16 protein-coding genes are annotated in these 14675 nt (G+C 71.5%); 1 reads left to right on the top strand and 15 read right to left on the bottom strand.

Annotation, left to right across the window (positions count from 1 at the left end; genetic code table 11):
• Positions 1–421: 421 nt before the first annotated feature.
• From D581_RS1000000142215 to infC, 12 genes are all read right to left on the bottom strand, one after another.
• Entirely contained in the window at positions 422–553 is a 132-nt protein-coding gene (locus D581_RS1000000142215) for a hypothetical protein (protein ID WP_018959472.1), read from the bottom strand.
• Between the two features lie 83 nt (positions 554–636).
• Positions 637–1098: a hypothetical protein gene (locus D581_RS0122600; protein WP_486585872.1), complete on the bottom strand. Its 462-nt coding sequence runs from the start codon at positions 1096–1098 to the stop codon at positions 637–639.
• Positions 1099–1141: 43 nt separating this feature from the next.
• A complete protein-coding gene (locus D581_RS0122605; RefSeq protein WP_018959474.1) occupies positions 1142–1321 on the bottom strand; it encodes a hypothetical protein in 180 nt (59 codons plus the stop codon).
• Between the two features lie 190 nt (positions 1322–1511).
• Positions 1512–2042, bottom strand: coding sequence for an NUDIX hydrolase (locus D581_RS0122610; protein WP_026290797.1), 531 nt, complete (start codon positions 2040–2042; stop codon positions 1512–1514).
• Positions 2043–2128: 86 nt separating this feature from the next.
• Positions 2129–3481 (bottom strand): NsdA family TPR-like regulatory protein, encoded by a 1353-nt coding sequence (locus D581_RS0122615; protein ID WP_018959476.1) that lies wholly within the window; start codon positions 3479–3481, stop codon positions 2129–2131.
• A 417-nt stretch (positions 3482–3898) separates the two neighbouring features.
• A complete protein-coding gene (gene pheT / locus D581_RS0122620; protein ID WP_018959477.1) occupies positions 3899–6412 on the bottom strand; it encodes a phenylalanine--tRNA ligase subunit beta in 2514 nt (837 codons plus the stop codon).
• Positions 6412–7551, bottom strand: coding sequence for a phenylalanine--tRNA ligase subunit alpha (pheS, locus tag D581_RS0122625; protein WP_018959478.1), 1140 nt, complete (start codon positions 7549–7551; stop codon positions 6412–6414). Before pheS ends, pheT begins: the two co-directional genes overlap by 1 nt.
• A 168-nt stretch (positions 7552–7719) precedes the next feature.
• Positions 7720–8898, bottom strand: a complete 1179-nt coding sequence (locus D581_RS0122630; RefSeq protein WP_018959479.1) for an ATP-binding protein — start codon at positions 8896–8898, stop codon at positions 7720–7722.
• A gap of 172 nt (positions 8899–9070) precedes the next feature.
• Positions 9071–9916 (bottom strand): TrmH family RNA methyltransferase, encoded by an 846-nt coding sequence (locus D581_RS0122635; protein ID WP_018959480.1) that lies wholly within the window; start codon positions 9914–9916, stop codon positions 9071–9073.
• 145 nt (positions 9917–10061) lie between these two features.
• Complete coding sequence (gene rplT / locus D581_RS0122640) at positions 10062–10445, bottom strand: 50S ribosomal protein L20 (protein WP_007457565.1); 384 nt, start codon at positions 10443–10445, stop codon at positions 10062–10064.
• A gap of 107 nt (positions 10446–10552) precedes the next feature.
• Entirely contained in the window at positions 10553–10747 is a 195-nt protein-coding gene (gene rpmI / locus D581_RS0122645) for a 50S ribosomal protein L35 (RefSeq protein WP_003970213.1), read from the bottom strand.
• Positions 10748–10867: 120 nt separating this feature from the next.
• Positions 10868–11593: a translation initiation factor IF-3 gene (gene infC, locus D581_RS0122650; RefSeq protein WP_469224443.1), complete on the bottom strand. Its 726-nt coding sequence runs from the start codon at positions 11591–11593 to the stop codon at positions 10868–10870.
• A 364-nt stretch (positions 11594–11957) separates the two neighbouring features.
• Here infC and D581_RS0122655 point away from each other — a divergent pair, with 364 nt between their 5' ends.
• A complete protein-coding gene (locus D581_RS0122655; RefSeq protein ID WP_018959482.1) occupies positions 11958–12320 on the top strand; it encodes a DUF1844 domain-containing protein in 363 nt (120 codons plus the stop codon).
• An 87-nt stretch (positions 12321–12407) separates the two neighbouring features.
• Here D581_RS0122655 and D581_RS0122660 read toward each other — a convergent pair whose 3' ends face one another.
• The 3 genes from D581_RS0122660 to D581_RS0122670 all read right to left on the bottom strand — a co-directional run bounded on the left by D581_RS0122660 (position 12408) and on the right by D581_RS0122670 (position 14630).
• Positions 12408–13121 (bottom strand): MIP family channel protein, encoded by a 714-nt coding sequence (locus D581_RS0122660; protein ID WP_018959483.1) that lies wholly within the window; start codon positions 13119–13121, stop codon positions 12408–12410.
• A gap of 115 nt (positions 13122–13236) precedes the next feature.
• Positions 13237–13965 carry an SseB family protein gene (locus tag D581_RS0122665; RefSeq protein WP_018959484.1) on the bottom strand — a complete coding sequence of 243 codons (729 nt, stop codon included), beginning with the start codon at positions 13963–13965 and terminating at the stop codon, positions 13237–13239.
• 59 nt (positions 13966–14024) lie between these two features.
• The gene (locus D581_RS0122670) at positions 14025–14630 is read right to left on the bottom strand and encodes a TetR/AcrR family transcriptional regulator (RefSeq protein ID WP_032752888.1); all 606 of its coding nucleotides are present in this window, start codon (positions 14628–14630) and stop codon (positions 14025–14027) included.
• Positions 14631–14675: the final 45 nt, after the last annotated feature.

A 14675-nucleotide genomic window follows, 5' to 3' on the forward strand; every position in this document is an offset into this window, starting at 1 on the left:
TCGTAGCGCCCTATGCCGGGCTTGCGTGACAGGCGGGTTATCTGACGTAGGGTCACGCGGCCGGGGGCCTCGTGGCCGAAGCGGACCTTGCCGGCCTTCCGGCCTCGTCCCCGGCGGAGGCCAGGGCGAGGGATCCACCGCCGCCGCCCGAGTTGCCGCCCGGCGCGGGCGTCACCAGTCCCCGCCGGGCTCCGCGACGCACACCGACGTACCCGAAGCTCCCGCAGCCGTGGACCGCATCGCCTCCAGGCCGTCGACACGGATCACGCTCTCGATCCGCCCTCGTCCTCGACCACTGTCACGCTCAGCACCGGCACGGCCTCCACGCCCGGTATACGCACCGAGGTGCGCCAGGGGAGGTGCGGCCCCTCGACCACCCCTTCACCCGCATCGCCGGGCCCCGTAACGTAAGAAATCTCGCTCACGCCCGCACCGGCGACCAGAACTCGACCTCGAAGGACCCGGCCGCAGCGTCCGCGGACGGCAGACTGAACGCGTCGGCCCCGCTCACCGCGCCCCGCAGAAGCCCCGGGTCATTCCACCGATCGCTCATCACGAACGTCCCTTTCGCATCACGATTCGCTCCGCTCGCCGCCTTGCACAATTTTCGAGCGGGACGTTCTCACGTTTCCGTGTTCAGTCTGACGGAATCGTCACGATCGTCACCTGGCCATCTATCAGGCATTCGATGAGCACTGAACCGCCGATCGGATGGATCCAGAAGTGCGGGCCGGCGTCCAGGATGTCCCGCGCATGCCGGACTGCGACATCCGCAGGCATGACCACGGTTGGCATCGCATAGTTTCCCCAGATGATGGCGACCCGCTCGCCTCGCTGCACGTACGAGGAGAGCATTTCCACCGCCATACTCACCCAGTGCTCCTCGTCGTCCCACCAGAGGCGCTCTTCGTACGGAATGGATGTGAAGTCGATCACGTCGCCCGCGCCGGCCGGGAACCTGCTCAGGCCGATCGCCGTCAGTTCGCTGTTCTCAGCGAGATTCAACTTCACGACCTGGCGACCGTCATCGTCGCGAGGGTCGTTCATGAATTTCGGAAGATACTCCGGGTTACTCGCGTAGGAATTACCGTCGGTCATACGTTCCGCCTCAGCCAGGTCGACATTCCGCCACCGGGGGACCTTATCGCTGTCTTGCGAACCGATGCGCGACCTTGTCGTAGCCGAAGGTGGACTTGGTGGTGCCGTCGATGCCGGTGGAGGTGATCTCCTTCAGCCGGTTCGAACCGCCCGCGTCGGCGCCGTAGCTGTAGGTGCGGGTGATGTCCTTGGCGACGTTCCCGGCGGGGTCGTGCTCGACCATCTTGGTGCGGTTGCCGGACGCGTCGAACTCGTAGGTCTGCCAGTACGCCTCGATGGATGGCCGCCTCGGGCCGGCTCGGCCGCAAGACCGGCTCCGCGATGCGCTGTCGGGAGCCGGTCCCGGTCACCCCGGGCCGGCTCCTCGCGCGTGCGGGGTGCTCGTGCGTGCGGGGTGCTCGTGCGCGGCCGGGTCAGCCCAGTCTCAGGTGGTGCAGCATCAGCAGGGCGGCCGCCATGTTCGCGGCGGGCACCTCGCCCCGGGCGATCATGTCCGGGACCACCTTGAGCGGTATCCACTCGCGGCGCGAGGACTCGAAGGCGTCCTGCGGGGGCCCGGTCCAGTGGGCCTCGTCGGACCAGAAGAGGTGGTGGCGGGCGTCGGTGAGGCCGTTCGACGGTTCCACGGTGAGCAGCGGGCGCAGCTCGCCGGGGCGCCAGCCGGTCTCCTCCTCCATCTCGCGGGCCGCCGCCAACGCGATGTCCTCGCCGTCCTCGACGACGCCCGCGGCCAGTTCCCACCCCCAGCTGTCGGTGATGAACCGGTGCCGCCAGAGCAGCAGCACCTCGTTCGCCTCGTTGACGACGGTGGCGGCCGCGACGGGTCGCAGCCGGATGACGAAGTGGTCGAGGCGACTGCCGTCGGGGAGCTGGACGTCCGCCAGATTCACCCGGAACCACGGGTTCTGATACACATTCCGTTCGCTCAAGTTCGTCCACTGCACGGTTCTGCCGCCTTTCGACATGTTGGGGTCAACATGTCAACAGGCTCGGCTGTCACGGGGAGCGGACGACGGGGCGTCGGCAGAGCTCACAGAGGCACGCGGAGCGCCTCGTCGATGAGGTCGGTGGTCCCCACCGCGTCGGAGCAGCCGCTCGCGGCCAGTTCGCTCCGGACCTGCCGCAGCCGGTCGCGCAGCCGCTGGGACTCCATCCCCCGGGCCCTCATCGCCATTTCGGCAGCTGTACCGGCCGCGCGGTCGGCCTCGCCCTGAAGCAGCTCGATATGACTCAACATCGCGAGACGGTGCACGCGCCCCCGGTCGTGCGCCGGGGCGCGCACGGCGGAGGCCGCGTGCTCCCGGGCGGCGGGCAGGTCCCCGAGACCGAGCAGCGCCTCCGCCACCTGGACGTCGACCAGGCCCGGCTGGACGTACCCGGTCTCGTCCGGCTCCCGGCCGGTGTGGATCCGGCCCGCCTGCGCCTCGGCCCGCCCGATGCAGGCCCGGGCGTTCGCCGCGTCACCCAGCCGGGCGTACGCCTTGGCCTGCATCGCGTGCAGATCGGCGGCGAGGGCAGGGGTGATGTGACCGCCGGCGGCCCGCAGCGCGGCCTCGGCGAAGGCGATGGAGCGGCGGTAGTCGCCGAGGAACAGCGACTGGGTGACCAGCAGCGCGATCACATAGCCGCCCAGCCCCCGGTCCCCACTGGACTTGGCGAGCCGCAGCGCCTGGTGGAAGTAGCGCTGGGCGAGTCCGTGGGCGTCGGAGTCGTAGGCGCAGATGCCCGCCACCGCCACGAGTCCCGCCGTCGCCCGGTGCAGGCTCCGGCCCAGCGCGTCGCTGTAGCCGCCGCGCAGCAGCGGCGCGGCCTCGGCGTTGAGGAAGCGGACGATCCGGGATCTGGTCGCGAGGCCGCCCGTCTTGCGGTACATCTGCTCGTAGTGGTCGCGGGCCGACTTGAGCATCGCTATGTCGCCCGCGCTGACCCGGCCCGGTCCCGGCCGCGAGACGTCGGTGTCCTCCGGGGGGTTCTCCCACTCCCAGACCGGCATCACCGCCGGCGTGCCGGTGACGGCGGGCACGGTGGCCAGGTGCGGGCGCTGCTGTTCGTCGGAGCGCCACAGGGCGGTGGCCCGCTCGACGAACCCGCCGAGGGAGCCGCTCCCGGCGCCGCCGTCCGCCCCGGCGGAAGCGGCCGACGCGCCCATCCCGACGTCGTCGAGCCCGACGGGCCGACCCAGCCGGCCGGCCAGCACCTCGCAGATCAGGTCGGGCACCTGCCCCCGCGGGCGCTGGCCCTTGAGCCAGCGGGAGACCGCCGTGTGTTCGTACCGCAGGCTCAGCCCACGGGTCAGGCCCGCCCGGTTGACGTGACCGGCGAGGCCCGCGCGGGACACACCGGCCTCCTCGATCAGGGCTTCGAGCAGGACATTGGGCTCCATCGTCCCCCCAGGTGCGTGTCGCAATGAGCCTAGTGGAGCACGATTCACACGGGGTGTGAACGGAATGCCCGAACCCTCCTGCTGTGCGCTCTGCCGCGCGGGTCCCGGGCTCGGTTGAATGAGCTCCCTCGCAAGAGGCGGCCGGGTCGTCGGCTCCCCCTCGTAACGGCCTACGACCCACACCCGCGCCGTCCGCGCTGCTGACCTGCCCGACACTCCGAGGCAGCGCGGACGGCGCCCGGACCGCACGGCCCACTGACCGACGACGAAGGAGGGTGGCTGCGGAACGGACACCGGAACCGCGTTCCTCCCGGTTCCGGTGCCGGCTCCGGCGTGTGGTCCCTCCGTCGCTCGGCGGGATGGAGAAGGGGCGTATCCGGTGGCCGGATACGCCCCTTCTCAACGTTGCGGCACGGGCTACGCGCCGCGCAGCACCGCGCCCGTGCGCTCGGCGGCCAGGGCCACCGCGCTGTCGCGGGCGGCGGACGCCTCCTCGACGGTCAGGGTGCGGTCGGCGGCGCGGAAGCGCAGCGCGTACGCCAGGGACTTGTTGCCCCCGCCGATCTGCTCACCGGTGAAGACGTCGAACAGCCGCAGCGATTCGAGGAGTTCACCCGCGCCCTCGCGCAGGGCCCGCTCCACGTCGGCGGCCGGGACGTCCCCGGCGACGACGAGCGCGACGTCCTGGGTCGCCACCGGGAAGGTGGAGATCCGGGGCGCCTGGAGCGCTCCGTCGACGGCCTGCTCCAGGACGTCCAGCTCGACCTCGGCGGCGCAGGTCCGCTCGGGCAGGTGGAGCGCCTTGATGACGCGCGGATGCAGTTCGCCCGCGTGTCCGAAGAGGGTCTCCTCGCCGTTCACGGTGACGTAGAGCGCGGCGCAGCGGCCCGGGTGCCACGGGGCGTGCCGGTCGGCGCGGACGATGACCTCCACACCGGCCTCCGCGGCGATCGAGCGAGCGGCCTCGACGGCGTCCGCCCAGGTCGCCGGGGTGCCCTTGCCCCACCAGCCGGACTGCTCGCGGGCGCCCGCGAGGACGACGGCTGCGCGGCGCGGCTGACGCGGCAGGGCCGCGTCGAGAGAGGCGATCTCCTCGTCGGTGGGCCGGCGGTCGACGGGCAGCCGGACCGCCTGCGTCTCCTGGCCCGTCGGCCTGAAGACCAGACCGGTCTCGAAGAGCGCCAGGTCGTGGCTGCCGCGACCGTCGTTGCGCCGCAGGGCGCCGAGGAGGCCCGGCAGCAGCGTGGTGCGCAGCGCCGGCTCCTCGTCGGAGATCGGGTTGACGAGCTCGACCGTGCGGCGGCGGGCGTCGTCCGCCTCCAGGCCGAGCTGGTCCAGGACCGCGTCGCCGATGAACGGGTAGCTCAGCGCCTCGACGTAACCGGCTCCGGCCAGCACCCGACCGATGCGGCGGTGCAGCCGCTGGCGGTCGGTGAGACCACGCCCGGAGGGGGGCGTGGGCAGCGTGGAGGGCAGGTTCTCGTAGCCCTCAAGACGGATGACCTCTTCGGCCAGGTCATTCGGCTCGTTCAGGTCGGGCCGCCAGGACGGGACGGTGACGATCAGCTCGTCCTGCCCGTAGACGTCGCAGCCGACCTGCTGGAGGCGGCGGACGACGGTCTCGCGGCCGTAACCCATACCGGCGACCCGGTCCGGGTGGTCGGCGGGCATCGCGATGGTGCGCGGCGCGGACGGGGCGGTGATCTCGGTGACCCCGGCCTCGGCGGTGCCGCCCGCGAGGAGGACCAGCAGATCCACCGTGCGCTGCGCGGCAGCGGCGGCGGCCTGCGGGTCGACGCCGCGCTCGAAGCGCTTGGACGCCTCGGAGGACAGCTTGTGGCGGCGCGCGGTGCGGGCGATCGAGATCGCGTCGAAGTGCGCGGCCTCGATGACGACCTCGGTGGTGAGGGCGTGCTCGCCGTCCACGTCGGCGATCTCGGTGTTGGCCCCGCCCATGACGCCCGCGAGGCCGATGGGCCCGCGGTCGTCGGTGATGACGAGGTCCTCGGCGTCCAGCACGCGCACGGTGCCGTCCAGCGTGGTGAGCTTCTCGCCCTGCGCGGCGCGGCGCACGCCGATCGGCCCCTCGACCCGGGTGCGGTCGTAGGCGTGCAAGGGCTGGCCGAGCTCCAGCATCACGTAGTTGGTGATGTCGACGGCCAGCGAGATCGGCCGCATCCCGGCCTTCTGGAGGCGGCGGCGCATCCAGATCGGGGAGCGGGCCTCGGGCTGGAGACCGGTGACGGTGCGCGCGGTGAACCGGTCGCAGCCGATCGGGTCACTGATCTTGACCGGGTAGCCGTACGCGTTCGGCGCGGGCACGTCCAGCAGCGCCGGGTCGCGCAGCGGCAGCCCGTACGCGATGGCGGTCTCCCGGGCGACACCGCGCATCGAGAGGCAGTAGCCGCGGTCCGGGGTGACGGCGATGTCGAGGACCTCGTCGACGAGCTGGAGCAGCTCGATCGCGTCGGTGCCGACCTCGTGCTCCGGCGGCAGCACGATGATGCCGTGCGTTCCGTCGTCGCCCATGCCGAGCTCGTCGGTGGAGCAGATCATTCCGTGCGAGGTCTTGCCGTACGTCTTGCGGGCGGCGATCGCGAAGTCGCCGGGCAGGACCGCGCCCGGGAGGACCACGACGACCTTGTCGCCGACCGAGAAGTTACGGGCGCCGCAGACGATCTCCTGCGGTTCGCCGGTGCCGTTGGCGGCGCCGACGTCGACCGTGCAGAAGCGGATGGGCTTCTTGAAGCCCTCCAGCTCCTCGATGGTCAGGACCTTGCCGACGACCAGGGGGCCCTTGAGGCCCGCGCCGATCTGCTCGACGGTCTCGACTTCGAGGCCTACGGAGACGAGCTTGGCCTGTACGTCACGGCCGGTCTCCGTCGCCGGCAGGTCGACGTACTCCCGCAGCCAGGAAAGCGGGACGCGCATCAGATCTCCATCCCGAACGGCCGGGTGAACCGGACGTCACCCTCGACCATGTCTCGCATGTCTTCGACGTTGTGGCGGAACATCAGCATCCGTTCGATGCCGAACCCGAAGGCGAATCCGCTGTACTTCTGGGGGTCGACGCCGCAGGCGACGAGCACCTTGGGGTTGACCATGCCGCAGCCGCCGAGCTCGATCCAGCCCTCGCTGCCGCAGGTACGGCAGGGGCGGTCCGGGTTGCCGACGGACTCGCCGCGGCAGACGTAGCAGACCATGTCCATCTCGGCGGACGGCTCGGTGAACGGGAAGAAGTTCGGCCGCAGCCGGGTCTTCATGTCCGGTCCGAAGAGCGCCTGGACCATGTGGTCGAGGGTGCCCTTGAGGTCGGCCATGGTGAGGCCCTCGTCGACGGCGAGCAGCTCGATCTGGTGGAAGACCGGGGTGTGCGTGGCGTCGAGCTCGTCGGTGCGGTAGACCCGGCCGGGGCAGACCACGTAGACGGGGGGCTTGCGCTCCAGCAGCGAGCGGGCCTGGACCGGGGAGGTGTGCGTACGCAGCACGACGCCGGACTCGTCGCCCTCGGTCGCCTTCCCGTCGGGCGTGGTGCCCTGCACGAAGAAGGTGTCCTGCATCTGGCGGGCCGGGTGGTCGGGCACGAAGTTCAGGGCGTCGAAGTTGAACCACTCCGCCTCGACCTCCGGGCCCTCGGCGATCTCGTAGCCCATGGCCACGAAGACGTCCGCGACACGCTCCATGATGGTCGTCAGGGGGTGGCGGGCGCCGGCCGGGACGCGGTCGTAGGGCAGCGTGACGTCCACGGCCTCCTCGACGAGCACCCGGGCGTCCCGCTCGGCCTCCAGCTCCGCCTGGCGGGCGGCGAGCGCCTTGGAGACGGCTCCGCGGGCCTGGCCCACGCGCTTGCCCGCCTCGGCCTTGGCCTGCGGGGGCAGGGCGCCGATCTCGCGGTTGGCGAGGGACAGCGGCGAGGTACCTCCGGTGTGCGCGGTCTTCGCCTGGGCGAGCGCGTCGAGGTCGCCCGCGGCGGCGAAGGCGGCGAACGCCTCGTCCCGCAGGCGCTCGATCTCTTCCGGTTTCAGTGCCTCGACCTCGACTGGGTCGTACGACTTGTTCGGTGCCGACATCTCTTCCCGTGCTTCCGATTGGCTGGTGGCGCGACCCCGCTCGACGACTGGAGGACGCAAAGGTGCCAAAGGTCGAGTCTAAAGGCCGCAGGACGGTCGGGGAGCCCGTGGGCCGCTCAGCCCTCCCGTCGCCCACCACGGCCCTGCCTGATTGCTACGCAAACCCCTCTACTTCAGATAGGCGGGCATGCTCACGGGCAGAATAAATCGGAACCGGGCTCCGCCGCCGGGTCCCCGGTCGACGGTGATGGTGCCGCCGTGGGCCTCGACGATGCCCTTGACGATGTAGAGGCCCAGGCCCGTGCCGCCGCGCTTGCTTCCCCGCCAGAAGCGGGTGAAGACACGGCCCATCGACTCCTCGGGGATGCCGGGGCCTTCGTCGCTCACGGTGACAGCCGTTCCCGTCTCGTCGTCCGCCCCCGGCGCGGGTGCCGGGGCGATCTCAATGGTGACGGTTCCCTCGCCGTGGCGCACCGCGTTTTCCAGGAGGTTGCCGAGGACCTGGTCGACCTTGTCGGGATCGGCCCACAGGGCCGGCAGGGGTCCCCGGGCCCGGACCCGGAAGCGGTCGGGTGCCTGGCCGCCCGTGATGAGCGCCTGGATGTGCCGTGCCACGGCGGCGGAGACGTCGACGGGCTGGCGGCGCAGCTCCAGCCGGCCGGAGTCGATGCGGGAGATGTCGAGCAGTTCGGCGATGAGCCGGGTGACCCGGCCGGCGTCCGCGTCGACGGTCTCCAGCATCAGCCGCTTCTGGTCGTCGGTGAAACGTTCCCACTTGGCGAGCAGCGTGGCGGTGAACCCCTTGACGGAGGTCAGCGGGGAGCGCAGTTCGTGGGCGACGGTGGCGATCAGCTCGGCATGGCTGCGTTCGGTACGCCGGCGGGCCTCGGTGCCCCGCAGCGAGACCACGACCCGTCGCACCGGGCCGAGGGGGTGCTCGCGTACGTAACGGGCGGAGACCAGCACCTCACGGCCGCCGGGCAGCAGCAGGTTGCGCTCGGGCTGGGCCTTGCGGGTGGCGAGACCGCCGTACGGGTCGGTCAGCTCCCACCAGCGCTTCCCCTTGAGGTCCTCCAGCGGGAGGGCGACGTCCAGGGGGCGTCCGATGGCGTCGGCGCGGGGGGTGGCGGTGATGCGGGCGGCGGCGGTGTTGAAGCAGACGACGCGCCCGCTCGCGTCGGCGACGACGAGACCGTCGGGAAGGTCGTCCGGGTCGATGCCGGGGGCTTCCTGGCGGAGGCCGGCGCCGAGGCCGTCCGGACCGGCCGCCGACCCGTCCGGCTCCTCTTCCGCAGCGCGTGCCGCGGTGGTGTGCGCCGGTCGCGGCGAGCTCATGCCGACAGCCATCTTCCCGTATCCCCACCTCTCGAACCGGTGCAGTGGGCCCCCGAGTTCGTCACCCTACTAGGCGGTGGTGAACCGGCGACACCCTGTGGGGGCGCGGAGAGGAGTGCGCCGGTGGGAGGGGCGCGGGAATGGCTGGGATCGTGTGCTGACGGGGCGTCGGAGCGGCGCCGCGCTACGCGTCGGGGGTGCGCCGGGGACGCTGCGCGCGGGCGGAGGCGTACAGGCAGACGGCGGCGGCGGTGGCGAGGTTGAGGCTCTCCGCCCTGCCGTGGATGGGGACGCGGACGACGGCGTCGGCGAGCGCGCGGGTCTCCTCGGGGAGCCCCCAGGCCTCGTTGCCGAAGACCCAGGCGGTGGGGGTTCCCATGGTGCCCGCGTCCAGCTCGTCGTCCAGGTCGGCGGCCCCGGCCCCGTCGGCGGCGAGGATGCGCACCCCGGCGTCCCTCAGGCCCCGCACGGCCTGTTCGACGGGGACGCCGACGGCGACGGGCAGGTGGTAGAGCGAACCGACCGAGGCCCGTACGGACTTGGGGTTGTAGAGGTCGACCGAGGCGTCGGTCAGGATCACCGCGTCCGCGCCGGCCGCGTCCGCGCAGCGCAGTACCGTCCCGGCGTTCCCGGGGTCCCGCACGTTGGCCAGAACGGCCACCAGGGTGGGTTTCGCGGCGAGGATCTCCTGGAACGGGGTGTCCAGGAAGCGGCAGACGCCGATGAGGCCCTGCGGGGTGACGGTCTGCGAGACGTCGGCGAGGACGTCGTCGTCGGCCAGGTGCACCCGGGCGCCCGCGGTGTGGGCGGCCTCGACGATGTCGGCGTACCGGTCGGCGGCGTCGGGCGTGGCGAACAGCTCGATGAGCGTCGGCTCGCCGTCACCGCCCCGGTGGGCGGCGGCCTCGCGTACGGCCTGGGGCCCCTCGGCGATGAACCTGCGCTCCTTGCCGCGGAAGTTGCGGCGGGCCAGCCGGCGGGCGGCGGCGACACGGGGAGAACGCGGGGAGATCAGTTCGGGGGTGCCCATGGTCGGCGGCGAGCCTCTCTGCGTACGGCTGTGGCGGTGTGGGGGTGTCGTCGGCCGGTGTGTGCCGTCGGCGGGTCCAACGCACCGGACCCGCAGGCGGCGTACGCCTGCGGGTCCGGTGCGTTACCTGGAAGGGGGGCCTGGATCAGGCGGCCTTCGGGGCGTTGACGTCGCTCGGGAGGGCCTTCTGAGCGACCTCGACGAGGGCGGCGAACGCGTTGGCGTCGTTGACCGCGAGCTCGGCCAGGATCTTGCGGTCCACCTCGATGTTGGCGGCCTTCAGACCCTGGATGAGGCGGTTGTACGTCATGCCGTTCTGGCGGGCAGCGGCGTTGATGCGCTGGATCCACAGCTGACGGAAGTCGCCCTTGCGCTTCTTGCGGTCGTTGTAGTTGTAGACCAGGGAGTGGGTGACCTGCTCCTTGGCCTTGCGGTACAGACGCGAACGCTGCCCGCGGTAGCCCTTGGCCGCCTCGAGAATTGCCCGGCGCTTCTTGTGGGCGTTGACTGCCCGCTTGACGCGTGCCACTTGTTAACTCCTTGTAGCGGGGCCGTGGGTGTCTTCACACGGCCCGGAAACGAATTGGTCCCGGTGTGATCGAGGTCGTGCCTCCGGGGCGAGCCGGAGGCCGAGCCTCACTTGCCGAGAAGCTTCTTGATCTTCTTGGCGTCGGCCGGAGCCACGACGACCGTGCCGGTCAGCGAGCGGGTCTTCTTGGACGACTTGTGCTCGAGAAGGTGGCGCTTGCCGGCCCTCTCGCGGAGCACCTTGCCGGAGCCGGTGATCTTGAAGCGCTTGCTGGCACCGCTGTGCGTCTTGTTCTTCGGCATCGCGCCGTTCTCTCCTCGTCAGTGGCGCCCCTCACGGTGCGGGGCACCGGACTGCAGGGGCGTCAGATCTCTATGGGATTCCGGGGGGACCCGGGGCCGCCTGGATGGCAGCCCCTGAGGTCACGTCTCGGAGGGTGTCTCGGCCGGAGCCTCGACCGCTTCGGCCGGAGCCTCGGCGGTGTCGCCCTCGGTCGGCGCGTCGGTCGTACCCTGACGCTCGGCCTTGCGGGCGGCCTGGGCCTCACGGGCCTCGGCCATGGCTTCGGTCTTCTTCTTGTGCGGGCCCAGAACCATGATCATGTTCCGGCCGTCCTGCTTCGGGTTGGACTCGATGAAGCCCAGGTCCTCCACGTCCGAAGCGAGACGCTGGAGCAGTCGGAAGCCCAGCTCGGGGCGGGACTGCTCACGACCACGGAACATGATCGTGATCTTGACCTTGTCGCCCTGCTTGAGGAACCGGACGACGTGACCCTTCTTGGTGTCATAGTCGTGCGGGTCGATCTTCGGCCGGAGCTTCATCTCCTTGATGACCGTGTGCGCCTGGTTCTTGCGCGCCTCACGGGCCTTCATGGCCGACTCGTACTTGAACTTCCCGTAGTCCATGAGCTTGCACACGGGCGGACGGGCTGTCGCCGCCACCTCGACCAGGTCGAGGTCATACTCCTGTGCGAGTTCCAGGGCCTTGGCAAGCGGAACGATCCCGACCTGCTCGCCGCTGGGACCGACAAGTCGGACCTCGGGAACGCGAATCCGGTCGTTGATGCGGGGCTCGGCGCTGATGGATCCTCCTCGGTAGCACCACGCGACCGCCTGGCGGACAGCCGCGTAACGTCTTACTAACGTCAAGACCAACCGAGCCGGGAGCACAAAAAATGCCCCGGACGGGACACAGGCGGGGCTCCAGGAACTACCGGAACACCGCCGCGGTCAACCGCGGGGCGCATCGGACGGCTCCATCGTCCGTACGGAACGATGGGGACCGTCTGACCGGTGACCCGCCGTCCTGTGAGGACGGTCAGGTGGGAGATCGGAGCCTCCACTTGTGGGCCGGGCACATAGATGTCCGGCCGGTCGTTACACAAGGTTAGCAGCCCGGCCCCGGGGGCGCTAATCCCCCGCCTCCCCCGCCATCGCCTCCCTCTCCGCCCCGGCGGGTCCCGAAGCGGCTCCCGGGCGCGGGAGGGCGGTGGCCTGGCCTTATCGTGTGGGCATGAGTGACGCGACCCCCAGCAGTGAGAACCCCGGCTTCGACGACATGGCCCGCGACATCGCGGAGGTCCCCGCGGTCGAGGTGATCGTGACGGTCGCCGTCAACCTGATGAGCGCAGCCGCCGTGAAGCTCGGCCTCACCGAGGAGGGCGAGGAGCACAAGGACCTCGACGAGGCCCGCAAGCTGGTCCAGGCGCTGGCCGGACTGCTGGACGCGAGCGCCACGGAGATCAGCACCTTCCACGCCTCCCCGCTGCGCGACGGCCTGAAGTCCCTCCAGCTCGCCTTCCGTGAGGCGTCGCTGGTGCCGGACGAGCCCGGCCACGGCCCCGGCGAGAAGTACACCGGTCCCGTCTACGGCTAGCCTCCCGCCCCTCCCCCGTACACCAGGAAGCCCGCCGTCCCCCCGTGGGGCGGCGGGCTTCCGCGTGGGTACGGGGCGCGGCGTTCGTCAGATGGCGTCCTCGGTCTCCGTGGGCAGGACGTTGGGGTAGGGGTGGGTGAGCCGGTGGGCGTAGGCGGCGATCGCTCCGCCGACCAGGGGCGCGAGGATGAACAGCCAGAGCTGGGAGAGGGCCGCGCCGCCCGCGAAGAGCGCCGGGCCGAAGCTGCGCGCCGGGTTGACCGACGTGCCGGTCAGCGGGATGCCCACCAGGTGGATCGCGGCGAGCGCCAGGCCGATGGGCAGCCCGTCGAAGCCGGTGACCGCCACCTTGTGGGTCACCGCGAGGACCACGTAGACGAGCAGGAACGTCAGGACCACCTCGGCGAGGAACGCGCCGCCGATGTTGATGCCGACGGCCGACCGGTCGTCGTAGCCGTTGGTGCCGAACTCGCCACTGGTCTCCAGCCCCGGAATCTGCTTCGCCAGCAGGAACAGCAGGGCCGCGCCGACGACCGCGCCGAGGAACTGGGCCACCCAGCGCTCGACGGCCGTACGGATGCCGATCCGGCCCGCCATATACATGCCCAGCGTGACCGCGGGGTTGACGTGGCAGCCGGAGATCGGGCCGAGCGCGTAGGCCAGCGCGAGCAGGGTGAAGCCGAAGGTGAGGGCGATGCCCACCGTGCCGAGGTATTCGACGGCGACCACCGCGGACCCCACGGCGAAGAACACCAGCAGCACGGTGCCGAGGAACTCTGACGCCACGATCCGCTTCTGCATGGAACCACCTCGCGAGCTTGATCGGTTGGTCGGATTTCTCCGCATTCCCGACAATTCTCACGGCGGCGGGCGCTTGGCGCGCGCCGACCGGGTCGCCCCGGTGCGGCCCGCCGCGTCAGCGGGCGAAGAGGGGCTCCCCCTGCATGGGCGTGCCGGCGGGGAGAACGGCCAGGTCCAGGCCGCTCACCAGCCGGGCTCGCAGCACCTCGCTGGCCGACAGCGCCTGCGCGATGCGGCGGGCCGCCTCGGCGGGCACGGCGTCGGGCGCGAGGACGAGGGCGAGGGTGCCGTCCGCGCTGCCGGGCCCGAGGTGGGCGCGGACCACGGCGGGGTCGGCGGCCACGGTCTCCCGTACGGCCGCGATGACGGCGGGGTCCTGGAGCGGGTCGGTGCTGGTGCGGTTCTCGGCGAGGGCCAGGAGCGCCTGACCGCTCAGCTCGAAGGCGACGGGTCCGGCGAGGTCCAGCACGACGGTGTCGGCCTTCTCGTGGGCGGCGGCCTGGAGCGCCTGGTGCAGCGGTACGGCCACGGGGCGCGCCTCGGGGTCCCAGAGCGCGAGCGCCGCGGTCGAGGTGAAGGCGGGGAGCGCGCGCCGGCCGCCGGCCCGGAGGGTGGGCACGGCCATGTCGCTGGTCTTCTCGCGGCGGAGCCCGTTCTCGTCCTCCTCGACCTCGCCGAGCACGGCGACGACGGGAACCAGGAGCCGGGCGTCGCGCAGGGCCGTGAGGACCGGGCCGACGGCACTCCGGTCGCGGGACCACGCGTCCAGGGCCCTGGTCAGGGCGGGGGACGCCGAGCCGTCGTCGTCGGAGAAACCGGGGTCCGGGATGTTCTTGAGCTCCACGGCACGAGGGTAGTGCCTGGGGTCCGGCCGCCTGCCCGCAGGTGGGGCGGGCGCGGGGCTCAGCGCCCGGTGACCCCGGCCAGCAGGCCGGCCACCTCCTCGCGGGCGTGGGCGACGGGGTTCGGGAAGACCTTCAGTCCGTGGGCGACCAGGGCCCCTTCGTGCAGCAGCATGAGCGTCCGGCCCAGCCGGTCGGCGGCCTCGGGGCCGAGGCCCTCGACGCCCCGGGCGAGCCGGGTGAACAGGCCCAGCATCCACTGCTTCTGGCCGGTGATGACCGCGTGCGCCGGGTGGGACGGGTCGCTGATCTCCGCATGGGCGTTGACCATGCTGCACCCCTTGGAGCCGTTCTCCGCCATCCAGGCGCGCGAGGCGTCGAAGACGGCCAGGACCCGGGCGCGCGGCGCGGGCGGCGCGGCGTCGAGGCGCTCGGCGAGGAAGGCGCGCCAGCGCTCGTCGCGGTCGGCGAGGTACTCCACGACGATCTGCTCCTTGGAGCCGAAGCGGTCGTAGAGGGTCTTCTTGGTCACCCCGGCCTCGGCGGCGATCAGGTCCACCCCGACGGCATGGATGCCCCGGTCGTAGAAGAGCCGCTCGGCGGCCGCCAGGGCCCGGCGCGCGGCAGGCGTCATGGTGATCCGGCGCAGTTCATCGGAAGTACCCATGGCAGCGAGTATACCGATCTGTATAGTCGAGGGCAGGTATACCGA

The organism is Streptomyces sp. CNB091 (assembly GCF_000377965.1).

What these genes read in the sequence shown, in the direction of transcription:
- D581_RS1000000142215 (WP_018959472.1), bottom strand. Translation starts at nt 553, where the DNA reads ATGAGCGATCGGTGGAATGACCCGGGGCTTCTGCGGGGCGCGGTGAGC.
- D581_RS0122600 (WP_486585872.1), bottom strand. Translation starts at nt 1,098, where the DNA reads ATGACCGACGGTAATTCCTACGCGAGTAACCCGGAGTATCTTCCGAAA.
- D581_RS0122605 (WP_018959474.1), bottom strand. Translation starts at nt 1,321, where the DNA reads ATGGTCGAGCACGACCCCGCCGGGAACGTCGCCAAGGACATCACCCGC.
- D581_RS0122615 (WP_018959476.1), bottom strand. Translation starts at nt 3,481, where the DNA reads ATGGAGCCCAATGTCCTGCTCGAAGCCCTGATCGAGGAGGCCGGTGTG.
- pheT (WP_018959477.1), bottom strand. Translation starts at nt 6,412, where the DNA reads ATGCGCGTCCCGCTTTCCTGGCTGCGGGAGTACGTCGACCTGCCGGCG.
- pheS (WP_018959478.1), bottom strand. Translation starts at nt 7,551, where the DNA reads ATGTCGGCACCGAACAAGTCGTACGACCCAGTCGAGGTCGAGGCACTG.
- D581_RS0122630 (WP_018959479.1), bottom strand. Translation starts at nt 8,898, where the DNA reads ATGGCTGTCGGCATGAGCTCGCCGCGACCGGCGCACACCACCGCGGCA.
- D581_RS0122635 (WP_018959480.1), bottom strand. Translation starts at nt 9,916, where the DNA reads ATGGGCACCCCCGAACTGATCTCCCCGCGTTCTCCCCGTGTCGCCGCC.
- rpmI (WP_003970213.1), bottom strand. Translation starts at nt 10,747, where the DNA reads ATGCCGAAGAACAAGACGCACAGCGGTGCCAGCAAGCGCTTCAAGATC.
- D581_RS0122655 (WP_018959482.1), top strand. Translation starts at nt 11,958, where the DNA reads ATGAGTGACGCGACCCCCAGCAGTGAGAACCCCGGCTTCGACGACATG.
- D581_RS0122660 (WP_018959483.1), bottom strand. Translation starts at nt 13,121, where the DNA reads ATGCAGAAGCGGATCGTGGCGTCAGAGTTCCTCGGCACCGTGCTGCTG.
- D581_RS0122670 (WP_032752888.1), bottom strand. Translation starts at nt 14,630, where the DNA reads ATGGGTACTTCCGATGAACTGCGCCGGATCACCATGACGCCTGCCGCG.